Below are 18,773 nucleotides of genomic sequence, written 5' to 3'. Positions count from 1 at the left end.
AAAATTTTGTTTTTATTTACTTCGTATTATTTTAACAAATACTAACGATAAAAGCACAAACTGTATCTTCAAATAGACAAAGAAAATTATGTTAACTCAAGGTAATATTGCAAAAGAAAAGTTAGATAAGCTATTCCAAAGCGATGAAGGAATCAATTTAGAGTATAAGATTCAAACAGAAAAACGTCGAGATATTGCAGAGTGTCTCACGGCGATGGCTAATAGTAAAGGTGGATATATAATTTTTGGTGTGGAAGATCCTTTAGGTGGTGCGGTACCGCCTAAAATTGTAGGCATAACAAATAATAAAAAATTGATCGATCGAATCCACGGAGCTGCAAAAGATTGTACACCACCATTAAACGCTTACACTTATGTTGAGTTGGTAAAATACAAACAAAAAACTATTATCGTTGTAGAGGTCTATGACAAAATTCCAACTGTGACAAATATTGGTGGTAAGTTCCTTAAACGTCGTGGATCTCACAACATGGTTATGAGCTTCGAGGATTTTATCCAAAGAGCTGTGGCTCATGGGGCAATTGTCTTTGAAAACATGGCAGTACCTCGTGCTAAATGGGCTGACTTAGACAAGAGTAAAATAAAAAAATATCTTGAAGTGCGCAAAGAAAAATCTGAACGAAGTCTCAACATGACAATCAAAGAATTTATTGTTACTTTAAATTGCGTAATTGAAGAAGAAGGACAGCTAGTACCTAACTATGCTGGTTTATTGTTATTCGGAAGAAATCCACAAAAATATTTACCTCAAGCTGAAATGACTTGCATACGTTTTCGAGGAACGGAAGTCACTAGGGGATATATTGATCGTAAGGATGTCATTGGAACTATTCCCGACATGATTGATCAGGGAGTAGAATTTGTTTATAAAAATATGCGTACTGGTGGTTATGTTTGGGGTGTCAAAAGAACCGATTATTATGAATACCCTGTTAAAGCAATACGAGAGGCAATTGCTAACTGTTGTGCACACAGAGAGTATGCTCAAAATGGTTGTATTTGTATTTATATGTTTGATGATCGCATAGAGTTTTCATCTCCTGGCTCAATACCTTTTGGAATTAGTCTTGAGCAGATTCAAAGATTTGAACATCGAAGTCGTCCCCGAAATCCGTTAATTGCTCATATTCTTCGTGATATGGGTTATGTAGAAAGAGCAGGTACAGGATTAAAATTGATGGCAACGGAAATGGAGAAAAATAAACTTAAGAAGCCTATATTTAAAGAATTAGAAGAAGAGCTACGAACGTACTTTTACGGGCCAAGTGAAAAGTTTATGCAAGAGGTTGTAGAAAACGAGTTAGAAGAAAAAGAAAATTCTGTAGCAAACGATTCGCTTACTAACAGACAAATCAAATCCTTAGATTATATTAGAAAATATGGCCGAATTACTAATAAGGAATATCGAGAATTGTTTCAAATTTCTCAAAGTACTTCTACTCGTGAACTTAATGAATTATGCAAACAAGAAATTCTTACTAAGAAGGGTAAGGGACGGGCGACTTTTTACAAGATGTTGTAAGTTGACTATGAGCAGATTATGAGCAGATTATGAGCAGATTATGAGTAGATTATGAGCAGATTATGAGCAGATTATGAGCAGATATCTTTGAAGTAGTCTGGGAGTTCATTACTGCTATGTATCTTTCGATCATGGTGCGCTATACTACGTGCTCCTTCGTTTACTCAGGCTATAACACTTTTTGGAAAAGTACACAGTTTGTGACACGCTGGGGCCTCTAAATTTTAAACGGTTCAATTCAGTTCTAGCCTAATTTTATTTGAATTTATATTGAGTTTTGCTAAACTAAAGAAAATCACTATCCTATCTTTGCTTCTCCCTGTCTTTGTGGAAAATATAGACCTATGTACAATCCAAACATCACTCTTGAAAATCTAACGAAAAAAACTATCAAAATTCCTCCTCCTGTTAACCTGGGACATGGTCATTGGACAAGCGTGGGGTTACGAGGAATTACGGCTATGGAAAAGCTTGTTGGTTTCTATTTGGGGGCAAAGTTCCCAAAAGAAGTCACACATTACACCTTCGATTCTCCTATCGTTATTGAGGGGCATCCTGATAATAATAAAGGGCATGTCTATAAATTTGATGCGGGATCGGACAAGGCAGTTCTTGTATTTCCTCAGCGCAGTGGGGCTTATAGTGGGGCACGGGCCGTAAGTGCTTTTCTCTACAGTCAGGGGATTACCGCATATGAAGTCATTCCTCCTTTTCTGGGGCAACGAGGTGCACTAAAGAAAAAGGGGAAAAGAAAAAGTGGTATTAAAAGTGCGAAGCTGAGTTTTAAACAGGTGGAGCAAACTTATTTTCAAGCAGTGAATGAGGGGCATGGTATTGTCAATCAAATTGCTACGGAAAAACATATCGGTTGTTTTGGAGTTAGCCTTGGAGCGCAGTATGCAAGTCTTTTGCATGGGACAAGCGAGCGTACGAAAGCTGTTTGTTCCTTTTTGGGTGGTGGTGACTTAACTCTTCTCATTTTTAATTCGGAAGACAAATTACCTCTGTACTTGCGTAATTGCGCAAAGGATATGGGAATGGATGAAGACGCGGTCAGAAAATATGTGGCAGCCATAGAACCCTGTAATTATGTTGACACCAATAGAGCATCAGATGTGCTTATTTATGGAGCTGATCAAGATAAAGCCATTCCCACTTCTTCGACAAAGGCTTTAGTGGATGCTTGGGGAGAAGGTGTTAATTATCGGACTATTAGTGGAAATCATAAAAGCGTCGTTTGGCAAGCAAAAGGACTATTGCAAAATCTCGCGGCATTTTATCACCAAAAGCTTTCATGATTAGAGTAACAAAAACTTTTGGTCGCTGCGTGCACCATGGGATAAGATAGACACTTTCACCTTCAATACATTTTCAATGTATTGTCGGAAAATTTCGAAATTTTTATCCAAATCGTTCCAACCGCAAAAGTTTTTATATACGGGCTTACATTTTTTCAGCAGCAGGTTTTGCTGCTGTCTTTTAGAGACATCAAAATTGTCGACCTTTAGTTCTTTTATGAGGAATGTATTTTCTTCTAGAGAGTAGTCACAGAATTTAGCAACCACATTTTCACTGATTTCATTTCGCGCGATTTCATAAGCTATGCAAATCTTTACTTCCTGAAAACCACTTAGTCTATCTATATTGGTCAAAGCAAGTTCATCTACAGGGCATACTTTTAGTGCATAGCAAGTAGCAACCATATCAAACCATCCAATGCGCATTGCGCCTTGCCACAAGTTACATTTATTGTAAACATCTTTTATCTCTTGCGATAGTTTATCATCTTCGCTCACAAAGGGGCCGGCACCATGACGGGTCGCAAATGCTCTTAGCACACCAATGGTTTTGTGATTGTTTGACGATAAATCATTTATTAGAAATTTAGCATTTTGTGTGGTTGTTGTGGAAGGTGTCACATGAGGCCAGAATCCGTAATTTTCGTCTAGTAAAACCCCTTGTGCACCTTCATAAATTGTCAGTTTATTTTTAAGAAGATCTTTGGCACTTTTATGATCAATGAGATGAACACCGCTCTTTGTGAAGCAATGATAGGTATCTATTAATTTTTCGATGTCATAGCCAAATTTGAGATTTTCGTATTCACGCATTGTTTCATCGTTGCAGTCATTGGCGGCTAGATATTGATCGGCAATATCGACTTTCATTAGTCGTAGAAGGTTTAATTTTCGTTTTAATGAGGCAACATTCGCGAAATCTTTGACATATATCGTTGGTAGTTGTGGATTACGGCTATCTAAAATAGCTTGGCCAACTCCTAAGCCACAACTACCATGGCGTTCGTTGCCACGTACTCTTTCAAGAAAGCGATTCATATGAATGTGGTATGGGGTAATCACAACACAATTGTTGTCGATATACAGGCGTTGTAGAGCATCGTGGTAGCCTTTGTTCGTCAGAGCCTTGTACTCTTCCATAATAAAACTAGGATTGATCGCTGTGAAGTGGGATAAGTACGTTTTGACTCCTGGAACCATTGTACCGCTACCAAATTGTGAAAAACAATGCCAGTGATTGTCAGGAGTGACAACATTGTGTGCCGCTTGTGGTCCGCCATTATAGCGAACCACAAATTGCACGTTGTACTTACGAACTAAATAATCGGTGATGGTTCCCTTACCTTCATCACCAAAACCCAAACCAACAACAATGTAGTTGTTTTTATTATTCATCCATTACAATCTTTTTGAACGTCCGCGTCTTTTTTTACCAGATTTTTTTGCGGGTAGTTTTGCTTCTACTTTGACTAGGGCTTTCTTATTTTGCGCTAATTGTAGCAATGCTTCTTTTGTTTGCTCAATACGCGGTGCGGTTTGACCTCGACCCTTCATATCAACTAAAAACTCATCGAGATCATTTGTCCCACTGACAATGCTCAATGCGCCCAACATAACATCTATAATGGCGTGTGGGTCTTCTATTCGTAGGATGTTTTCTGGAGAGAGGACACTTTTCCATTGATCCATAATCACATCATCATGATAGTTATTGTACAGACTTTCGTCTTCTTCCTTTACTTCATTAACACGTGGTTTATCAGGATCAAAGTCAAATTCATATACGGTAACATCGCTGCGACCACCAACTTCGCCATTCGGAGATACGATACCATCAAAATGCATCACTTCGCCGGCCACTTCTACCTCTACACGAAATTCTGTTGGTGCTTTTTTTCCGTGGAATTGGTAGTTTTGAACAAATACTTTATATTTTCCTTTCGGGGCCTTTCCCTTCGCCCAACGAATGTTTTCTACGGGCTTTAACGATTCTCCCTGAACATTCATGTCGACATCCAGCCACCCATTACAACGTGAGTGTTTATGTCCATAGTAAATCTCTTCTCCAGAAGGTGCAATAACATGTAGATCTAAATCATTGCGGTTATTCCAAATGAGTGAAGCGCGAATATCGACATTTTTGTACTGCCCGCCAGCCGCTTCTACTCGCTGTTGAATTTCGGCATCGATATCTGCCTTGCGCTCTTGCCATGATTTCTGAGGATATATAAAAAACACATGATATTTTTTATGGAGTTCTGCAAAAATTTTTGCGGAGTCGATATCATCTTTGATATTCACTCCCAGTATTTCCTTCACTTGTTGCTTGCTGACTTTTGGGTAAAATCCTTCATCGCCAATAAAAAAGAAATAGCCTTTACGGCCTTGTTTTTGGCATTCCAAAACCGAGCGCCGCGCATAATAGTACGCTGCTAACTCGTATGATTCTTGGCCAGATCCACCGCCGCCTTCTTCCAACCAAAAATAGCTCAATACTTCATCCAGACGGTTGTCTGCTTCAAACTGTCCTACTTGTAAAGGAGCACTATCACCAGAAGAAGCGTCGCCAATGGCCGCAAAACTAATCGCTGCCCCTTCGACATATCCTTTCATTTCAATCTGACCAATAAACATCGGGAGTTTTTCATACATGATCTTGCTATCATCACCACGCGAACGAGTCACGTCTAGAGCAACAACGATTGGCGTTGTGTTCATACATTCGCGAATCTGACGATACGGATTTAACTTCACATGAACTGTGCGTCGTGCTGTGGCAGCACTGCTATCTGTAGAGTAACCAGCATAGGAAAAAACATCACGATTCGTCGAACGTGCTTCCATTGCGACATCATGACTATAGTATCCTCCGCCCATAAAAATTCTCCTACATAATAAATTCTATAAATTTGTGAGATCCAAAAACTTCCTTACGTAAACGGTCTAATTCTCCGTACATTTGCCACGCATCCTGTGCGCGTTGTAGTGGACTACTACGACAAAAAAATTTGATAAAACGCTGGATTTTATCGTCCACGGATGCGGGCATTTCTAGGGTATTGATATCACCGCCCAATAAGTATACCATGCACTTGCCAAGTGAGTACAAATCACTGGCGGGTATGGGGGGTTTTCTTTCGCTAACTTCTGGCGCACTGTAGTCTTCATTGAGGCATTTAAAGCCTTGCCCTGTTGTTGCTGGTTTATAAATAGCATAGCACCAATCAATGAGATACACATTGTGGTCGTGTGGGCGTACCATAATATGTGCTGGTTCGATATTGCCGTGAATGATTCCCTTACTATGTGCATACCCCAAAATGCTTAGAACTCGGCGAAAGATCCAAATAACATGATTTTGCGGGATTCCTTGTGGGTATTTGTCGCGGATGCTATAAAGATCATAGCCATCAATCTTACGCATCACAATGCCAACTTGCCCTTCTGTTGTTTTAAATTCATCCAAAATAACGGGTAGGTGCTTACTGTAGGTACTTGCTTCCGCGTGTAACAATTTTACAATACGAAGCTCACATTTTAGTAAATCGTTGTCTTCGGCATCTTCGGCCACTTTAATGGCAACTTGCCCGGCATCTTCGCCACCACGACAATGACCACCATAGACTGTGGCAAGATCACCTTCGGCAATGGTCTCATCAATAAAATAGGGACGCTTTGCTGTTTCTATAAAGAATGAACTGCTGTCGTCCGCTTTATCCCCATAAGTCCCATCAGAAATTTTTTGCAATGCACTATTGTATAATCGATTGAGAGCAATAAATGCTTCTTCTGCAACTTCTTTTTCTTCCGCATCCTGGTAGCGATCAGGGTGAGCAATTTTTGCCAGTTTACGATAATGTTCTTTTATCTTTTTTGTGAATGTTTCCGCATTTTTACTCTTTATTTTTATAAATAAATCTTCTGCACAAACACATTGTGCTAGTTTTTGATATAAGTCATCGAGGTCTTTATTTATCATAATTTACTGCCTGTCTTGTTTCTAAAATTGACCACTAAAAAGAAGTATACAACTTGAATTCTAAAAGTTTGGAAAAAAATTTATTTTTCACTTTGCGAAATGGATTATTTGAGATTTTCCACTGTCTTTAGTAAGGAACTCGTTTTCAGCGATTATAACATAAAATCTTTTACGATGAGATAAATGTTACTAACTTGCAATGAGAATGGTTGTTTATATATACGAATCACGAAATTTCGACGTAGCATTTGAGATAAGACTTTTTTTACAGGTTACAGGAGGGCATAGCATACCAGTAATTACGGTATGAGTTCTGGGCTTGATATTTGTGGAGCTGTTTGATATACATGAAAAGGTAAAATCTCTTTTTAAAACTCTAAAGGGAAAGATAATGATTTTAATTTATGAGAATATAGGTGTTTCAATACAGTGCATAAATGAGCTTATCCAGCAGTATAAAATAGATCTGGAAGTCGTTCAAAAAAATGACGCATATGATAAAGAAAAAGTTAAGGTTATTGTGACAGTGAATCACAAAATGGATATGGATGTATTGAGTAGTTATCCTAATCTTGAAATGATCGCCGTGTCTTTTACTGGTTATGACAGCGTTTGTGAAGGTTATTGTAAAAAAAATGGTATTGCTGTTTACAACGCCGCCGGTTATTCTACGGACTCTGTCGCAGAACTAGCGGTGTCTTTAGCTAAGGCTGTATTGCGAAAAATACCTGAGCTAAGTAACAAAATGAATGACGGAAAATGGCAGCCGGTTGTTGGTAGAGAGCTAGCAGGAAAAACAGTTGGTATTATTGGAGTAGGGGCCATTGGATTAAGAACGGCGGAGATTTTCAAAGCGTACAAATGCAATATAATTGCTTATTCCAACACTAAACCGCATGATTTTCTATCGTTGGGCAAATATGTCGCTTGGGATGAGTTGTTTTCGACTTCAGATATTGTCACGTTACACTGGCCATTAAATGATGAAACAAAAGGTAAGGTAGCAAGTAGAGAGTTTCAACTTATGAAAGAAACATCGATCATCATTAATACAGCCCGTGGACCTATCATTTGTCGAGATTCTCTAGTGGAAGCTTTAAAAACAAATATGATATATGGAGCAGGGTTAGATGTCTACTCTAGTGAACCGCCAAATGATTCCGAGTTAGAAAAATTATCAAATGCGGTTTTAACTCCTCATATCGCTTTCCGAACAGAGGAAGCTTTACAAAGAAAAGCAGACATTACCATCAAAAATATCCGTAACTATTTAACGGAGCAGAGTAATATCAATCGTGTTATTTGATGGTCATGGATTTTATAACGAATCTCTTTTAAGAGGATATAGCGATGAAACTTGATTCTCAATTCGTTCGTGCACAATTTCCTGCTTTTTCAGAACCGACTTTGGAAGGGTGGGCTTTTTTTGAAAATGCGGGTGGCTCTTATACTTGTAAACAAGTTATTGATCGTTTAACGAGCTACTACACCAAACTCAAGGTTCAGCCTTATTATCCTTATCCTACGTCTATGGAGGCAGGAAAATGGATGGACGAATCTTATGAACGCTTGGCGGCATATTTAAATGTTGACAAGGATGAAATTCATTTTGGCCCATCCACTACGCAGAACATTTATGTTTTGGCCAATGCCCTACGGCCCATGTGGAATACAGGAGATGAAATTATTGTTTCTTGCCAGGACCATGAGGCAAATGCTGGTGCATGGCGACGCCTGGAAAATCGTGGTATTGTCGTAAAGGAATGGCATGTCGATAAAGATTGTGGTCATTTGCATCTTTCACAACTAGATGAATTGATGACCGCAAAAACAAAAATGATCGCATTTCCACATTGTTCAAATGTCATTGCTCATATTAATCCGGTAAAAGAAATTGCCGATAAAGCTCATGGGGTAGGGGCAATTGCCGTCGTAGATGGCGTTTCTTATGCCCCTCATGGTTATCCGGATGTTCGTGATCTCGGTGCAGACATTTACATGTTTTCTCTTTACAAAACTTGGGGACCACATCTCGGAGTGATGACCGTAAAACGCGATTTAATGCAGAAAGTAGAAAACCAGTCTCACTTTTTTAAAAACGGTGTTAGCCGTAGTATGCTAACACCTGCAGGTCCTGACCATGCGCAAATCGCAGCTGCAAAAGGCATCGCGGAATATTTCGATACTCTTTACCACCATCATTTTGGCGATGATTCCGTAGATTTACCAACGAAAAGCAGCTTACTACACGATATGTTTCGCGCACATGAAAAATATTTACTGAAACCGTTACTTGAATTTCTAAAGTCGCGAGATGATGTTCGCATTGTGGGGCCAGACGATCCCGAGCTAAGAGTTCCGACGGTGTCCATTATTCCACTCAAGAAAAATATCGGTGATGTAGTTGCGGTTTTGACAGATCAAAAACTCATGGTCGGATACGGAAATTTTTACGCTGTTCGTCCGCTTATGGATATGGACATTTCGAGAGAATCAGGTGTATTGCGCATGTCTTTTATCCACTACACCACAATGTCTGAGATTGAACATCTCATTGCTGGTTTGAAAATCGCCTTAGATTATTGAATTGCGCACATCGTTTGTAAAAGGAGAAAGAAATGACAGAGCCTATTCAGTGCTTTACGCCAAATAGCGACCCAAATAAAGAGCAGAAGATCGCTGATGCTGCGGCGTTGATAGCGACTGCAAAACATTTAGTTTTTTTTACGGGTGCTGGAATCAGCACCGAATCTGGTATTCCTGACTTTAGAGGCCCTGAAGGAGTATGGACTTTGCGCGACCAAGGCAAAAAATCTAAACGTAAAATATCGCTAGCTACTGCGCAGCCAAATAGCGGACATTTTGCGATTCGACAGTTGCAAGAGCTTGGTTTACTAAAGCTTCTCATTACTCAGAATACCGATAATTTGCATCCGCGATCGGGTATTCATCCTGATTTATTGGTGCAGTTACATGGAAATTCGATGTTGATGAAGTGTTTGAATTGCAATACTTTTTACGATCGAAAAACAATCGGTTGGGATATGAAAAAATTTGGTAAAGGCTATCGTTCGCAAAAAATAATACCAGGACAGCCACGTTGCCCTAAATGCCTGGGACGAATTATTAGTAGCATAATAAACTTTGGTGATCCAATGCCAGAAGATGAGATGGATATCGCGATGGAGCATTCTGAAAAGGCCGATGTTTTTGTCGTTGTGGGTTCTTCACTTTGTGTTGCACCTGCGTATCATTACCCCGAGGAAGCGATTAACAAAATACCAGCAGCCAAATTGATATTAATCAACCTCGGAGAGACGCCGTTTGATGATTGCGCTACCATTCATATTAGTGCGAAATCAGGCGAAACTTTGGAAAAAATTGTCACGAAAGTAACCTCTATACTTAAAGAACGGGACCATCCGAAATAATATTTTTGGGCTCATGATAAACTTCTCATGTATCCAGTGACAATCCAAAGTCTCGGCTAAACTTTATGCAAAAGCGAAACAAATCAATCTTCAATAAAAAACTTTCGTTTGCCAATCCAACGAATCAAAAAATATAAGGTAAGGCCAAAAGGTCCATAAAGACAGGTTGCGATCAAGCAGGGAACCACAATAAGATGAGAAATATTGATTTTTTGTGCATCGCGTGTAATCCAACATCCCACAAACAAATCAAAAACCATGTAGTGAATCCAACATGCTAGAACGATGTATTGATTTTGAAAAATCAAACTAACTTCCTCTAAGGAAAAAAATCCACCTTGCGATTCACCACTATACATGAGAATGAGACTTATGTATGCGATACTGAGGAGTGTTGGTACGATGCATGCTGCTATTCCGCGTGCACTCCATTTCCAGCGAGGAGCAAAAATGAGCAGCAACCATCCACATAGTGCTACAGCATTGCACATATAAAAGAGTATTTCTTTTGTCATGGTACCTCCTTTTTTGTGACTAAAAGTGTTGGTCCGAAAAATTAAAAATTTCTATACGTTAAAGGCTATTTTTTTCGTAGTTTCTAAGAGCAATGAGTCCTTTGACGAAAGCGGACTTTAATCTTACGCCTATTTGGTGTCCCATAATCGCGTCACAAACGCGACAGTCATAGTTTCCTTTTTTACTGAAGTAGTACACCCAATACGGTAAGGTGAATTTGAATTTTTCCTGAAGTTGGTAACTCTGTGCTTTATTGCTGAAACGTGGGATATTTTGACGCAAGCTTAGCCGTGAGAACTCTTCTTTTGTCAAAGAAAGGGCCTGTTTTTCTTCTATGATAAAGGGAATTCGTTGTTCTTCAGGTTGTGCCATCGTATCATTTAAATCAAAATCAACTAGCGTGATCGTACCTGTTACTCCATCACAAATCAAAGTCGCCGCTTTGCCGCCGATCGCAAAGGAAAAATAGTAATACGGAAAGTGAATGAGTGTTAATTTTTGTGGTTGTTCACGACAAAATATACCGCGCTTTCTACGCAGTATATTTTGTGCTTTTTCACGTTCTATTTTTGGGCGTATATGACGCACTACGGTTGTTTTTTTGACATCCATAGAAAAACTCCCGAGACGATTAAAATCACAGTGCCACAAATCAAATTGGTGATGCGTCCGCTAAAGGTGGGCGTAAATGCTATCGCGACAAGAACCGCAAATCCAAAAACAGATAGAAATAAACCGATTATTTTTGGTGGATTGATGACATCATTTTCATCAGACATAAAGATTTTCCTAAAAATACCAGTACAAACCCATGGGAATAGACATGACAACAATGACCCATATGCGTAAATCACGCCATAGTTTTTGGTCGGGTGCTCCCTTGTAAACATAATCGCGTTTAAAGGACCATGCAAATACGATGATAAACAAGAAAAACAGCATGAATAGCAATTTTGCTGTCGAGAGAGAGAGGGCATGTGCCCATTGAAAATCGAGAATCGATTTAATCATGTGCCTGCTCCTTTAATGCTTGTTGTGCTTGTTCGTCTTCCATGACCATGCCATATACTAGGCCGTATAGTTCTTTATCTGGACGAGGTGCGGTAAATAACGAGGCGACAATAGTAACTACGAAACCAACGAGAAAAGACCAGAAAGACACAAACAAGAAGGGATCTGAAATAGTAAACAGTGATGCTTTATGGTAGTGCATGAGTCCGGCAGAACAAATTCCACTGACTAATCCAATAAAAGCACCCCAAGGTGCGCATCGTTTCCAAAATATCCCCAACAATAAAATAGCCAGTGTTGGTCCTTGGAAAAAGGAAAATAGTGTTTGAATGAAAGTGTACATCCCCTCGAATTGTTGAGAAAGAGTTGAGGTTCTTACGGCAAATACCAATAGTACCAAAATAAATATACGCCCTACATATAACAACTCTTTGTCGCTGGCTTGTGGTCGTATGAATTTTTCATAGATATCTTTCGTCCATAAAACAGCAACACTGTTGAGTAGAGAGTCAATGGACGACATCAATGCCGCGAGAAATGCGACAAACATTAAGCCGGCCATTCCTGGAGGTAGCAGTTTGCCGATGAGCGCGGGGATCACGGTGTCACCGTCCTCAACAGCGCCGCCTAAAAGAGCTAGGCCGATGAGTCCTGGAGTAATGACGAGTACCGGAATTAAGGCTTTGAACAATGCGCCAAACAGCATCGAGGCCTTGGCGTCCCATTCGGATTTGGCGCCAAGAGTTCTTTGGACAATGGTCTGATTACCCACAAAATAGGCAATGGACATGACAAAACCCAATCCAAAAAGAATTCCCGTCCATGGATAGGGGGTTTTGGTGTCGGCGGGTAGGAGTAAATTGAAGTGGTTGGAGTATTCTGGCCCCATGCCGTGAATGGTGTTGACTAAGCCATTCCACCCGCCCACTTCCCATAAGCCTAAAATGATAATCGCCACTGCTCCGACAAACATAATCACCAACTGTACAACGTCGGTCAAAACAACAGCGGATAAACCGCCACAATACGTATATATTCCGATAATCGTCGCGGTCATAATCACCGCCGTCCAGTAGTCCATTCCCATGAGTTGTTGTAATAACAATCCCGAGGCATAGAAAATAACACCGAGATCTAAAGCGATAAATAAAATCCAAATAACGGATTGCGTGGTGCGCACGGTGGTATTGAAGCGGCGTCCGAGATATTCTGGAATTGTGTAAATTCCCGCGCGCCAGTAATAGGGAATAAATACAAAGGCCGCGATGACCATTGCTGGAAAACTTCCCAACCAGTCGAAATTAGCCACAGCAATTCCATAACGATAGGCCTGCCCCGCTAGGCCGACCATATCCGTCGCTCCGATATCGGTAACGACGATGGACATTCCAATTGCCCAAAACGGTAACATTCTTCCCGCCAAAAAGTAATCAGAGGAAGAGCGAATGTAGCGCGATAGGTATATTCCCAAAAAGAGTATACCTATGAGATAAATTGCAACTATTACATAATCAATAGGTGCCAGAATCATATTTCTCTCCCTAATCGGCGATTAATTTGTGGTATTTTCCCAACCAGTATGGAAAAAGGAAAAAAGTAGGTTCACGTTCACGCATGCCTCTCGAACCACCTGTAAGACGATATGGATTGCCGTCCCAGCGTCGAATATACCTTTCACGGTAAGACAACGGGAGTTGTGCAAGATCATCTTGCTGCCATTTGTTCTTTGGCTGTTTCGCTATGTCGCGACGATGGCGATGATCTACACTCCAATCGATAAGGTCGATGGGGATTTCCTCAAGGGTGGTGATTCCTTCGGCAACGGCACTACTTTTTGCCGAAAATAGGTGCGTCATGAAATTCCACACAGGACAACGCTCTTTTTCGACATAGCGGAAGGTACGGTTGAGGCTCATTAGATATATACGGCGCAAATCGTTATTTTTTTCCAATTGTAGTAGCGGATAATAACTCAGATACGCCAACTGTGTGTCGTGAAACACTTGATATGGCTGAACGATTTTTTGATTGATGGTGTTCATGGCATATGCGTGACGCTCGATGAGTTTTTTGTATTCTTTTTCGTAGCGTGGATCACCTACAATGTAATGAGCCATCTTCAAAAAGGCGAGCATCTGCAACGAATTTAAACCGCGTTCCCATGACCACATTTCGCGGTGATTGATATTTTCCGGGTTCCATACACCCCATGTTGTTGGCAAACCATCGACATCAACGATGGTATAGTTGTTGTCGAGAATGTGGTCGGTGAGTTCTTTGGCGATGAGCTTGGCTTTCTCTTTGTCTTTTTCATCCGGTAAAAATTTATACGCGGTGTACAATGCAAAATAATGTCCCGAAATTTCATCGGAAGAAGTGTCTCCCTTCCACTCCCATTCTGGATTTTCCGGTTTGCGCCAGTCGCGATGTGCGACACCGTACTCTGGCTCACTTTTGTGACGTACCGCACGCGCGGGGAATCCTTTGATGCCCGTTATTTTGTAAAGAAAATGCAATGCTTCTAAAGCACTACGTGCTTCACTAAGAGCTTCTTGTGCTTGGGTTTTGGCAGACGGGTTATCTTTGAGAGTCGCATAGCGAAATGCTTGTGCAGCAATATACATGCCTGTCCATAGGCCGTCATTATCTGAAATTCCGACTTTACCACTTGTGACATTTCCGCGTACAGATAAGTTGCGGTCCATCACAAAGTTGTAGCGCTTGTGGCGTTCGATAACGCGTTGTTGGTATATATCGGACTTTTGTTGGAGGGTGATGTTCTTGCTGTAAAGGTGGGATACTCCTTCATTGTGAAGTGCATAAACATGACCATTTTCGCAAACAATATCAACGACATGATCATTTACCAGCCATCTCTTGGAAGCGAAGTAGTGCCATTTCCCGTCTCGAAAACGCACCAACCCTTTTTTCATACCAATCCACAATGTACCATCTTTGGCCAATTCCATGCAGGTAACGTCCACGATTGGTAGTTTCTCTTGTGGTGTCAGTGCGATCCAAGTATCGCGTAGATCGTAAAGGTTTAGTCCTTTTTTACTACCTATAAATAAGTTACCGCTGTTGTCGATGACGACACTTCTCACATCTTGACTCAGTAGCCCTAGAGGTCGCTCTAATAGTTCCATAAAATAATTGCGTTTACCGTGGTGTAATAGCCATACACCTAAATCAGTTGCCACTGCTCCACGGCGATTTCCCCACATGGCGATTCCACGTATATCGGCTTCTGCTTCACGAAACTTTCGCCATTTGTTGTCTTTACGCGAATACAAGGTACGATCAGAAACTACCCATAATCGGCCATGATCGTCTTCGTCTATGAATCGAACATTCTCAGGACTACCCACCTCATGACGAAGAGCGTCGTTGTCCCATACAAATAATCCTTTGCTGTCTCCAATGTATACCTTATTTTTCTTAGACACATAAAAACAAGGTGCGGATAAGCGCTGTGATAGCGCAAAAGTTTGAAAGTTTTTTCCATCATAGATCGCTATTTTATCCGCTCCAATGAGCCATAGTCCATCTTTCGCACCAATACATAGAGGTTTAAAAGCAAGGTCTTTGTTGTTCGACCATTTTTGTGAAAAGTCTTGGTAATAGTTGTGTGCAAAAATGACGCTGTGCACTACCAAGAACAATATCCATTTTCGAAACATAAAATTATCCTTCCGGCGAATTAAACCAAATACCATCTCCTGTAATTCCTACTTCTTCTTCCAAAAAACGAAATTTTGTTGTGCTTTCGATATTTTCTACTTCGTTGTTTCCTTTACACATGGCACTTACTATTTTGTTTCCTTTGATATGAACTACACCACAAGCTTTAGACCCCAACCACAGTTCTAGCTTTTTCTCATAAAACAAAACTTGGGTATGATGTACGTCTTGGCGTGAAAAGTGAAAAAACCATATGTAGTAATCTTCGTCATTTGTATAAACAAATGCACGCATATTTTCGCTAAAACTCACACAAGGTTCAACTCCCACTTGAGGTAAAAATTCTTTTTCGGCAAAAGATCCTTTTTCATAGTAGTGAATTTCGCCCAGTCCGACGCGATTTTTTCCTTCGTGGAGGTAGTTGCTGAGTAGTGAAAACTCATGCATGTCGCCATCGAGATAAGGTCGTTCTCCGCAGCATATAATTCGGCCGCCTTTTTCCACGTAATCTAGGAGTTTTTGTTGTGTCTTTTGGTCCATAAAAAAAGCGAGCTGTATCATACACAATGGTTTTGTTTGCAACTCCGCGAGTGATACCCCTTCGATATCCAACATGTCTGCGACATAGCCGTCTTCGGCCATATTCATCGTTAACTGTTCCCATGCCGAAAACGCACAACGAGGTATCTTGTCCTGTAGTTGCCACATGTCGCTATGTGGAGCAAACCAACTGGAAATCGCCGCGTAAGGAGCATATGTTAACCAGCAAAAGTCTGTTTTTAGTTCTGCTTGTAGATAGTCTTGTTCTTTTTCAAACCATGTATTGAGCATGGTCATCGTATCGTACATCGGTGTCAGTTTCCCATCACAACATATCGGAGCATCGGAGGGAAAAGTAGGGTGTTGTTGTTTGGTCACACTATCGAGTTGTGAGTCCCAGTGGTCGTGTTGTACACCACAAAAAACAATAAAGCCAGTACATCCTCCAGCAACGGACGCCAATGTTTGAAAAAAAGGTATGAGTGGATAGCGCGAAAAAGGATGGTATAACTTCGCAAATCCCCAATTCTCCTCAATATTGATGCCGCGTCGTCGTCTGGCGGTGTTGATATAACGTTGGAAAACTTCATTCACCTGACAATTGTTATCAAGCGCTGTTTCTCGCGGATTGTCAATATTATAAGCTGCAACTCCCAGCCAGCTAATCATACCGTATTCATGAACGTCGAGATCTGCTTCGATGCGGTTCATTGCCAGCCACCATTCCGCGTATAGACTTTGGAGATAATGGGCGGCGGCAGGTTCTTTACCGGGAACATTTTCCTGTATCGGAGGTGTGATTCCCGCATAGTTGGTGAGGTAAACGCTTTCTATTGCCAAGTAGCGTTTGTAACGCGCATAAACTTCGCGTCGCAACCACCATTGAAATTGTCCCCAATCGCGAAGAGGTAGGAGTTGTCGTGGATGGTTGATTTTTTGTTGCAAACTAGGTGGAGTTACTTGATCAAAAGAATCCAAATGCGTAGCGTGAAGTTGATTATATTTTGCTATGCTGTTGTAGTTTTGTGCGAGCATATCGCGAAAAAATTTCACGTCTGGCTCGTCGTAACCAAAATTCCACGGTGCCTCGTTACTGGTACAGAATATGGTTTCATCATTGAGTTGAATGCCAATGATATTTCCCTGTGGAGAGACGTGTTTCTCAATAATTTTTGCGACCTGCTGTAGCCACTCTTTGGTCATATTATCAAAAACTGCGTCATTCGGAGAAGGTAGCTGCGCGTTATCGTAGTCCCAGTGGCATGCTTCGCCATTGTGTTTGCGAACGGGAGTGATTTTATCATTGAAGGACGGAGAAGTAATGTCAGGCAAACCACCAATATTTAGCTCAGAATGTACAAAAGGTCCTGGTTTGGCAAACATGTAAAATCCGACTTCCGTACATAAATCTAAAAAATGTACGAGGTCGCGATTACTCTTTGTCTTTCCCGTAAAATCATAGTCGTTGTCGATAAAATGATGGCGCCACGGAATGTAAAAACTAACGACATTGGCGCGTGCTTGTTTCAATTGCTGTAGGCGTTCACGCCAGTTTTCTTTTCGGTCGCGATAATACTGATACTCGACACCTCTGACAAAAAATGGTTGGTCGTTTTTGTAATAGCGACCGTTTTTATAGCTAAACATAATCTAACTCCGTTGGCGGTGACAGCCATAAATCAATCGGTCTTTTAATTCCACGTGGGCGAAATGGCAAGTTGATCTTGCGTCCTACTCCGGCGGAGTAGTAACAAGCGAGGATAATTTCTAGCACTTCGAGACCATCTTGTGCTGATTCCATTGGCTGTACACCTTTTTCCATACAATCCAAAAAATGTGCGAGCTCTTGCGGGTAACCATTTTGGTAGTTCCATGAATGTTCGGGGAAAGACCATCCTTGAGGGTGCTCGTTACCACCATGGTCGCTATACATCTTCATGCCCATGCCTTGTTGCAATAAATCAGCGTAAATGACCCCACCGGTACCATGTATTTCCGTACGTGAGTCCATGCCTCCCTTTAGAGTCCACGAGCTCTCTAGTAATGCTGTGGCACCGTTTTCAAATTCGAGATGAATAATAGAGTGGTCTTCCTCTTTGGTAACATCAGGGTGCACACCTTCGCGATGCAACCACGTTTCCATATGGCTCCACACTGATGTAACACGCGGCTTTCCTAAAAACCATCTCGCAAATTCGATCGAATGGCAACCCATGTCAATCACGATTCCACCACCCGCAAGGTCTGGCTCATAGAACCAGCGACTATGTGGGCCATCGTGTTTTTCGATTTGTTTGATATGTCGTACTTCGCCAATGGCTCCCTGCTGTACTTTGTTTTTCGCCGCAACAAATTTGGGAACAAAACATAGTTCTTCGGCGTAACCAACAATGCGATTGGCTACTTGCGCTTGCTGTATGATATCTTCACACTGTTCGAGGCTCATCGCCAGTGGCTTTTCGATGATGACATGTTTGCCGTGTTGCAAGCAACTTATCGCCATCTCATGATGTAAATAATTAGGGGTACATATGATCACTACTTCGACCTCTGACGAGGCCGCTAACTCACGGTAATCACCAAAATAGTGGTCAATTTTGTGTTTGGCTGCGAACTCCTGAGCCTTCTCCATGGAGGAACCACAACAGGCCACACACTTTGCATTGGCTAGCATCGCCAGCGCCTCACAGTGCACACCAGAAATCCATCCGCAACCAATAATACCAACGCGCCATACCTTATTTGATTTTACAAATTCTATGTGCATCGAAAAT

Annotated in this window: 16 protein-coding genes; 5 read left to right on the top strand and 11 right to left on the bottom strand. The window is 41.1% G+C overall.

All coding sequences use genetic code 11. From position 1 onward, the window contains the following. The first annotated feature begins 88 nt into the window (after positions 1-88). Both UABAM_RS28095 and UABAM_RS28090 read left to right on the top strand, forming a co-directional pair. Entirely contained in the window at positions 89-1,543 is a 1,455-nt protein-coding gene (locus UABAM_RS28095; RefSeq protein WP_151971316.1) for an ATP-binding protein, read from the top strand. 344 nt (positions 1,544-1,887) lie between these two features. After that, a complete protein-coding gene (locus UABAM_RS28090) occupies positions 1,888-2,841 on the top strand; it encodes an alpha/beta hydrolase (protein ID WP_151971315.1) in 954 nt (317 codons plus the stop codon). Here UABAM_RS28090 and UABAM_RS28085 read toward each other — a convergent pair whose 3' ends face one another. Genes UABAM_RS28085 through UABAM_RS28075 form a run of 3 tightly spaced genes read right to left on the bottom strand, consistent with a single transcriptional unit; the run spans position 2,842 to position 6,820 of the window. Further along, a complete protein-coding gene (locus UABAM_RS28085) occupies positions 2,842-4,236 on the bottom strand; it encodes an adenylosuccinate synthetase (protein WP_151971314.1) in 1,395 nt (464 codons plus the stop codon). 3 nt (positions 4,237-4,239) lie between these two features. Then, a complete protein-coding gene (locus UABAM_RS28080; protein ID WP_151971313.1) occupies positions 4,240-5,718 on the bottom strand; it encodes a YfaP family protein in 1,479 nt (492 codons plus the stop codon). A 10-nt stretch (positions 5,719-5,728) separates the two neighbouring features. Beyond that, positions 5,729-6,820, bottom strand: coding sequence for a protein kinase domain-containing protein (locus UABAM_RS28075; RefSeq protein ID WP_151971312.1), 1,092 nt, complete (start codon positions 6,818-6,820; stop codon positions 5,729-5,731). A 391-nt stretch (positions 6,821-7,211) separates the two neighbouring features. On the opposite strand from UABAM_RS28075, the gene UABAM_RS28070 reads away from it, so the two are divergent. From UABAM_RS28070 to UABAM_RS28060, 3 genes are read left to right on the top strand one after another with little or no spacing between them, the layout of a single operon-like run. Beyond that, positions 7,212-8,126, top strand: coding sequence for an NAD(P)-dependent oxidoreductase (locus UABAM_RS28070; protein WP_151971311.1), 915 nt, complete (start codon positions 7,212-7,214; stop codon positions 8,124-8,126). A gap of 44 nt (positions 8,127-8,170) precedes the next feature. Beyond that, the gene (locus UABAM_RS28065) at positions 8,171-9,406 is read left to right on the top strand and encodes an aminotransferase class V-fold PLP-dependent enzyme (protein ID WP_151971310.1); all 1,236 of its coding nucleotides are present in this window, start codon (positions 8,171-8,173) and stop codon (positions 9,404-9,406) included. A gap of 32 nt (positions 9,407-9,438) precedes the next feature. Continuing rightward, positions 9,439-10,251, top strand: a complete 813-nt coding sequence (locus UABAM_RS28060; protein WP_151971309.1) for an SIR2 family NAD-dependent protein deacylase — start codon at positions 9,439-9,441, stop codon at positions 10,249-10,251. An 83-nt stretch (positions 10,252-10,334) separates the two neighbouring features. Here UABAM_RS28060 and UABAM_RS28055 read toward each other — a convergent pair whose 3' ends face one another. From UABAM_RS28055 to UABAM_RS28020, 8 genes are read right to left on the bottom strand one after another with little or no spacing between them, the layout of a single operon-like run. Next, positions 10,335-10,766: an ABA4-like family protein gene (locus tag UABAM_RS28055; RefSeq protein WP_151971308.1), complete on the bottom strand. Its 432-nt coding sequence runs from the start codon at positions 10,764-10,766 to the stop codon at positions 10,335-10,337. A gap of 58 nt (positions 10,767-10,824) precedes the next feature. Continuing rightward, on the bottom strand, positions 10,825-11,379 hold the full coding sequence (locus tag UABAM_RS28050; protein ID WP_151971307.1) for a type 2 periplasmic-binding domain-containing protein: 555 nt from the start codon (positions 11,377-11,379) through the stop codon (positions 10,825-10,827). Beyond that, the gene (locus UABAM_RS28045; RefSeq protein ID WP_151971306.1) at positions 11,355-11,546 is read right to left on the bottom strand and encodes a hypothetical protein; all 192 of its coding nucleotides are present in this window, start codon (positions 11,544-11,546) and stop codon (positions 11,355-11,357) included. Before UABAM_RS28045 ends, UABAM_RS28050 begins: the two co-directional genes overlap by 25 nt. Before the next feature lie 10 nt (positions 11,547-11,556). Beyond that, positions 11,557-11,778, bottom strand: a complete 222-nt coding sequence (locus UABAM_RS28040; RefSeq protein WP_151971305.1) for a hypothetical protein — start codon at positions 11,776-11,778, stop codon at positions 11,557-11,559. Next, complete coding sequence (locus tag UABAM_RS28035) at positions 11,771-13,309, bottom strand: sodium:solute symporter family transporter (protein WP_151971304.1); 1,539 nt, start codon at positions 13,307-13,309, stop codon at positions 11,771-11,773. Before UABAM_RS28035 ends, UABAM_RS28040 begins: the two co-directional genes overlap by 8 nt. Before the next feature lie 10 nt (positions 13,310-13,319). Beyond that, positions 13,320-15,458, bottom strand: coding sequence for a ligand-binding sensor domain-containing protein (locus UABAM_RS28030; protein ID WP_151971303.1), 2,139 nt, complete (start codon positions 15,456-15,458; stop codon positions 13,320-13,322). Between the two features lie 4 nt (positions 15,459-15,462). Then, positions 15,463-17,646, bottom strand: a complete 2,184-nt coding sequence (locus tag UABAM_RS28025) for a beta-galactosidase (RefSeq protein WP_151971302.1) — start codon at positions 17,644-17,646, stop codon at positions 15,463-15,465. After that, positions 17,639-18,766: a Gfo/Idh/MocA family protein gene (locus UABAM_RS28020; protein ID WP_151971301.1), complete on the bottom strand. Its 1,128-nt coding sequence runs from the start codon at positions 18,764-18,766 to the stop codon at positions 17,639-17,641. Before UABAM_RS28020 ends, UABAM_RS28025 begins: the two co-directional genes overlap by 8 nt. Positions 18,767-18,773: the final 7 nt, after the last annotated feature.

This window comes from Candidatus Uabimicrobium amorphum (genome assembly GCF_009002475.1).
Classification (GTDB): domain Bacteria; phylum Planctomycetota; class Uabimicrobiia; order Uabimicrobiales; family Uabimicrobiaceae; genus Uabimicrobium; species Uabimicrobium amorphum.
Note: the sequence above shows the minus strand (reverse complement) of the source record. Positions and strands in the feature narration are given on the sequence as shown.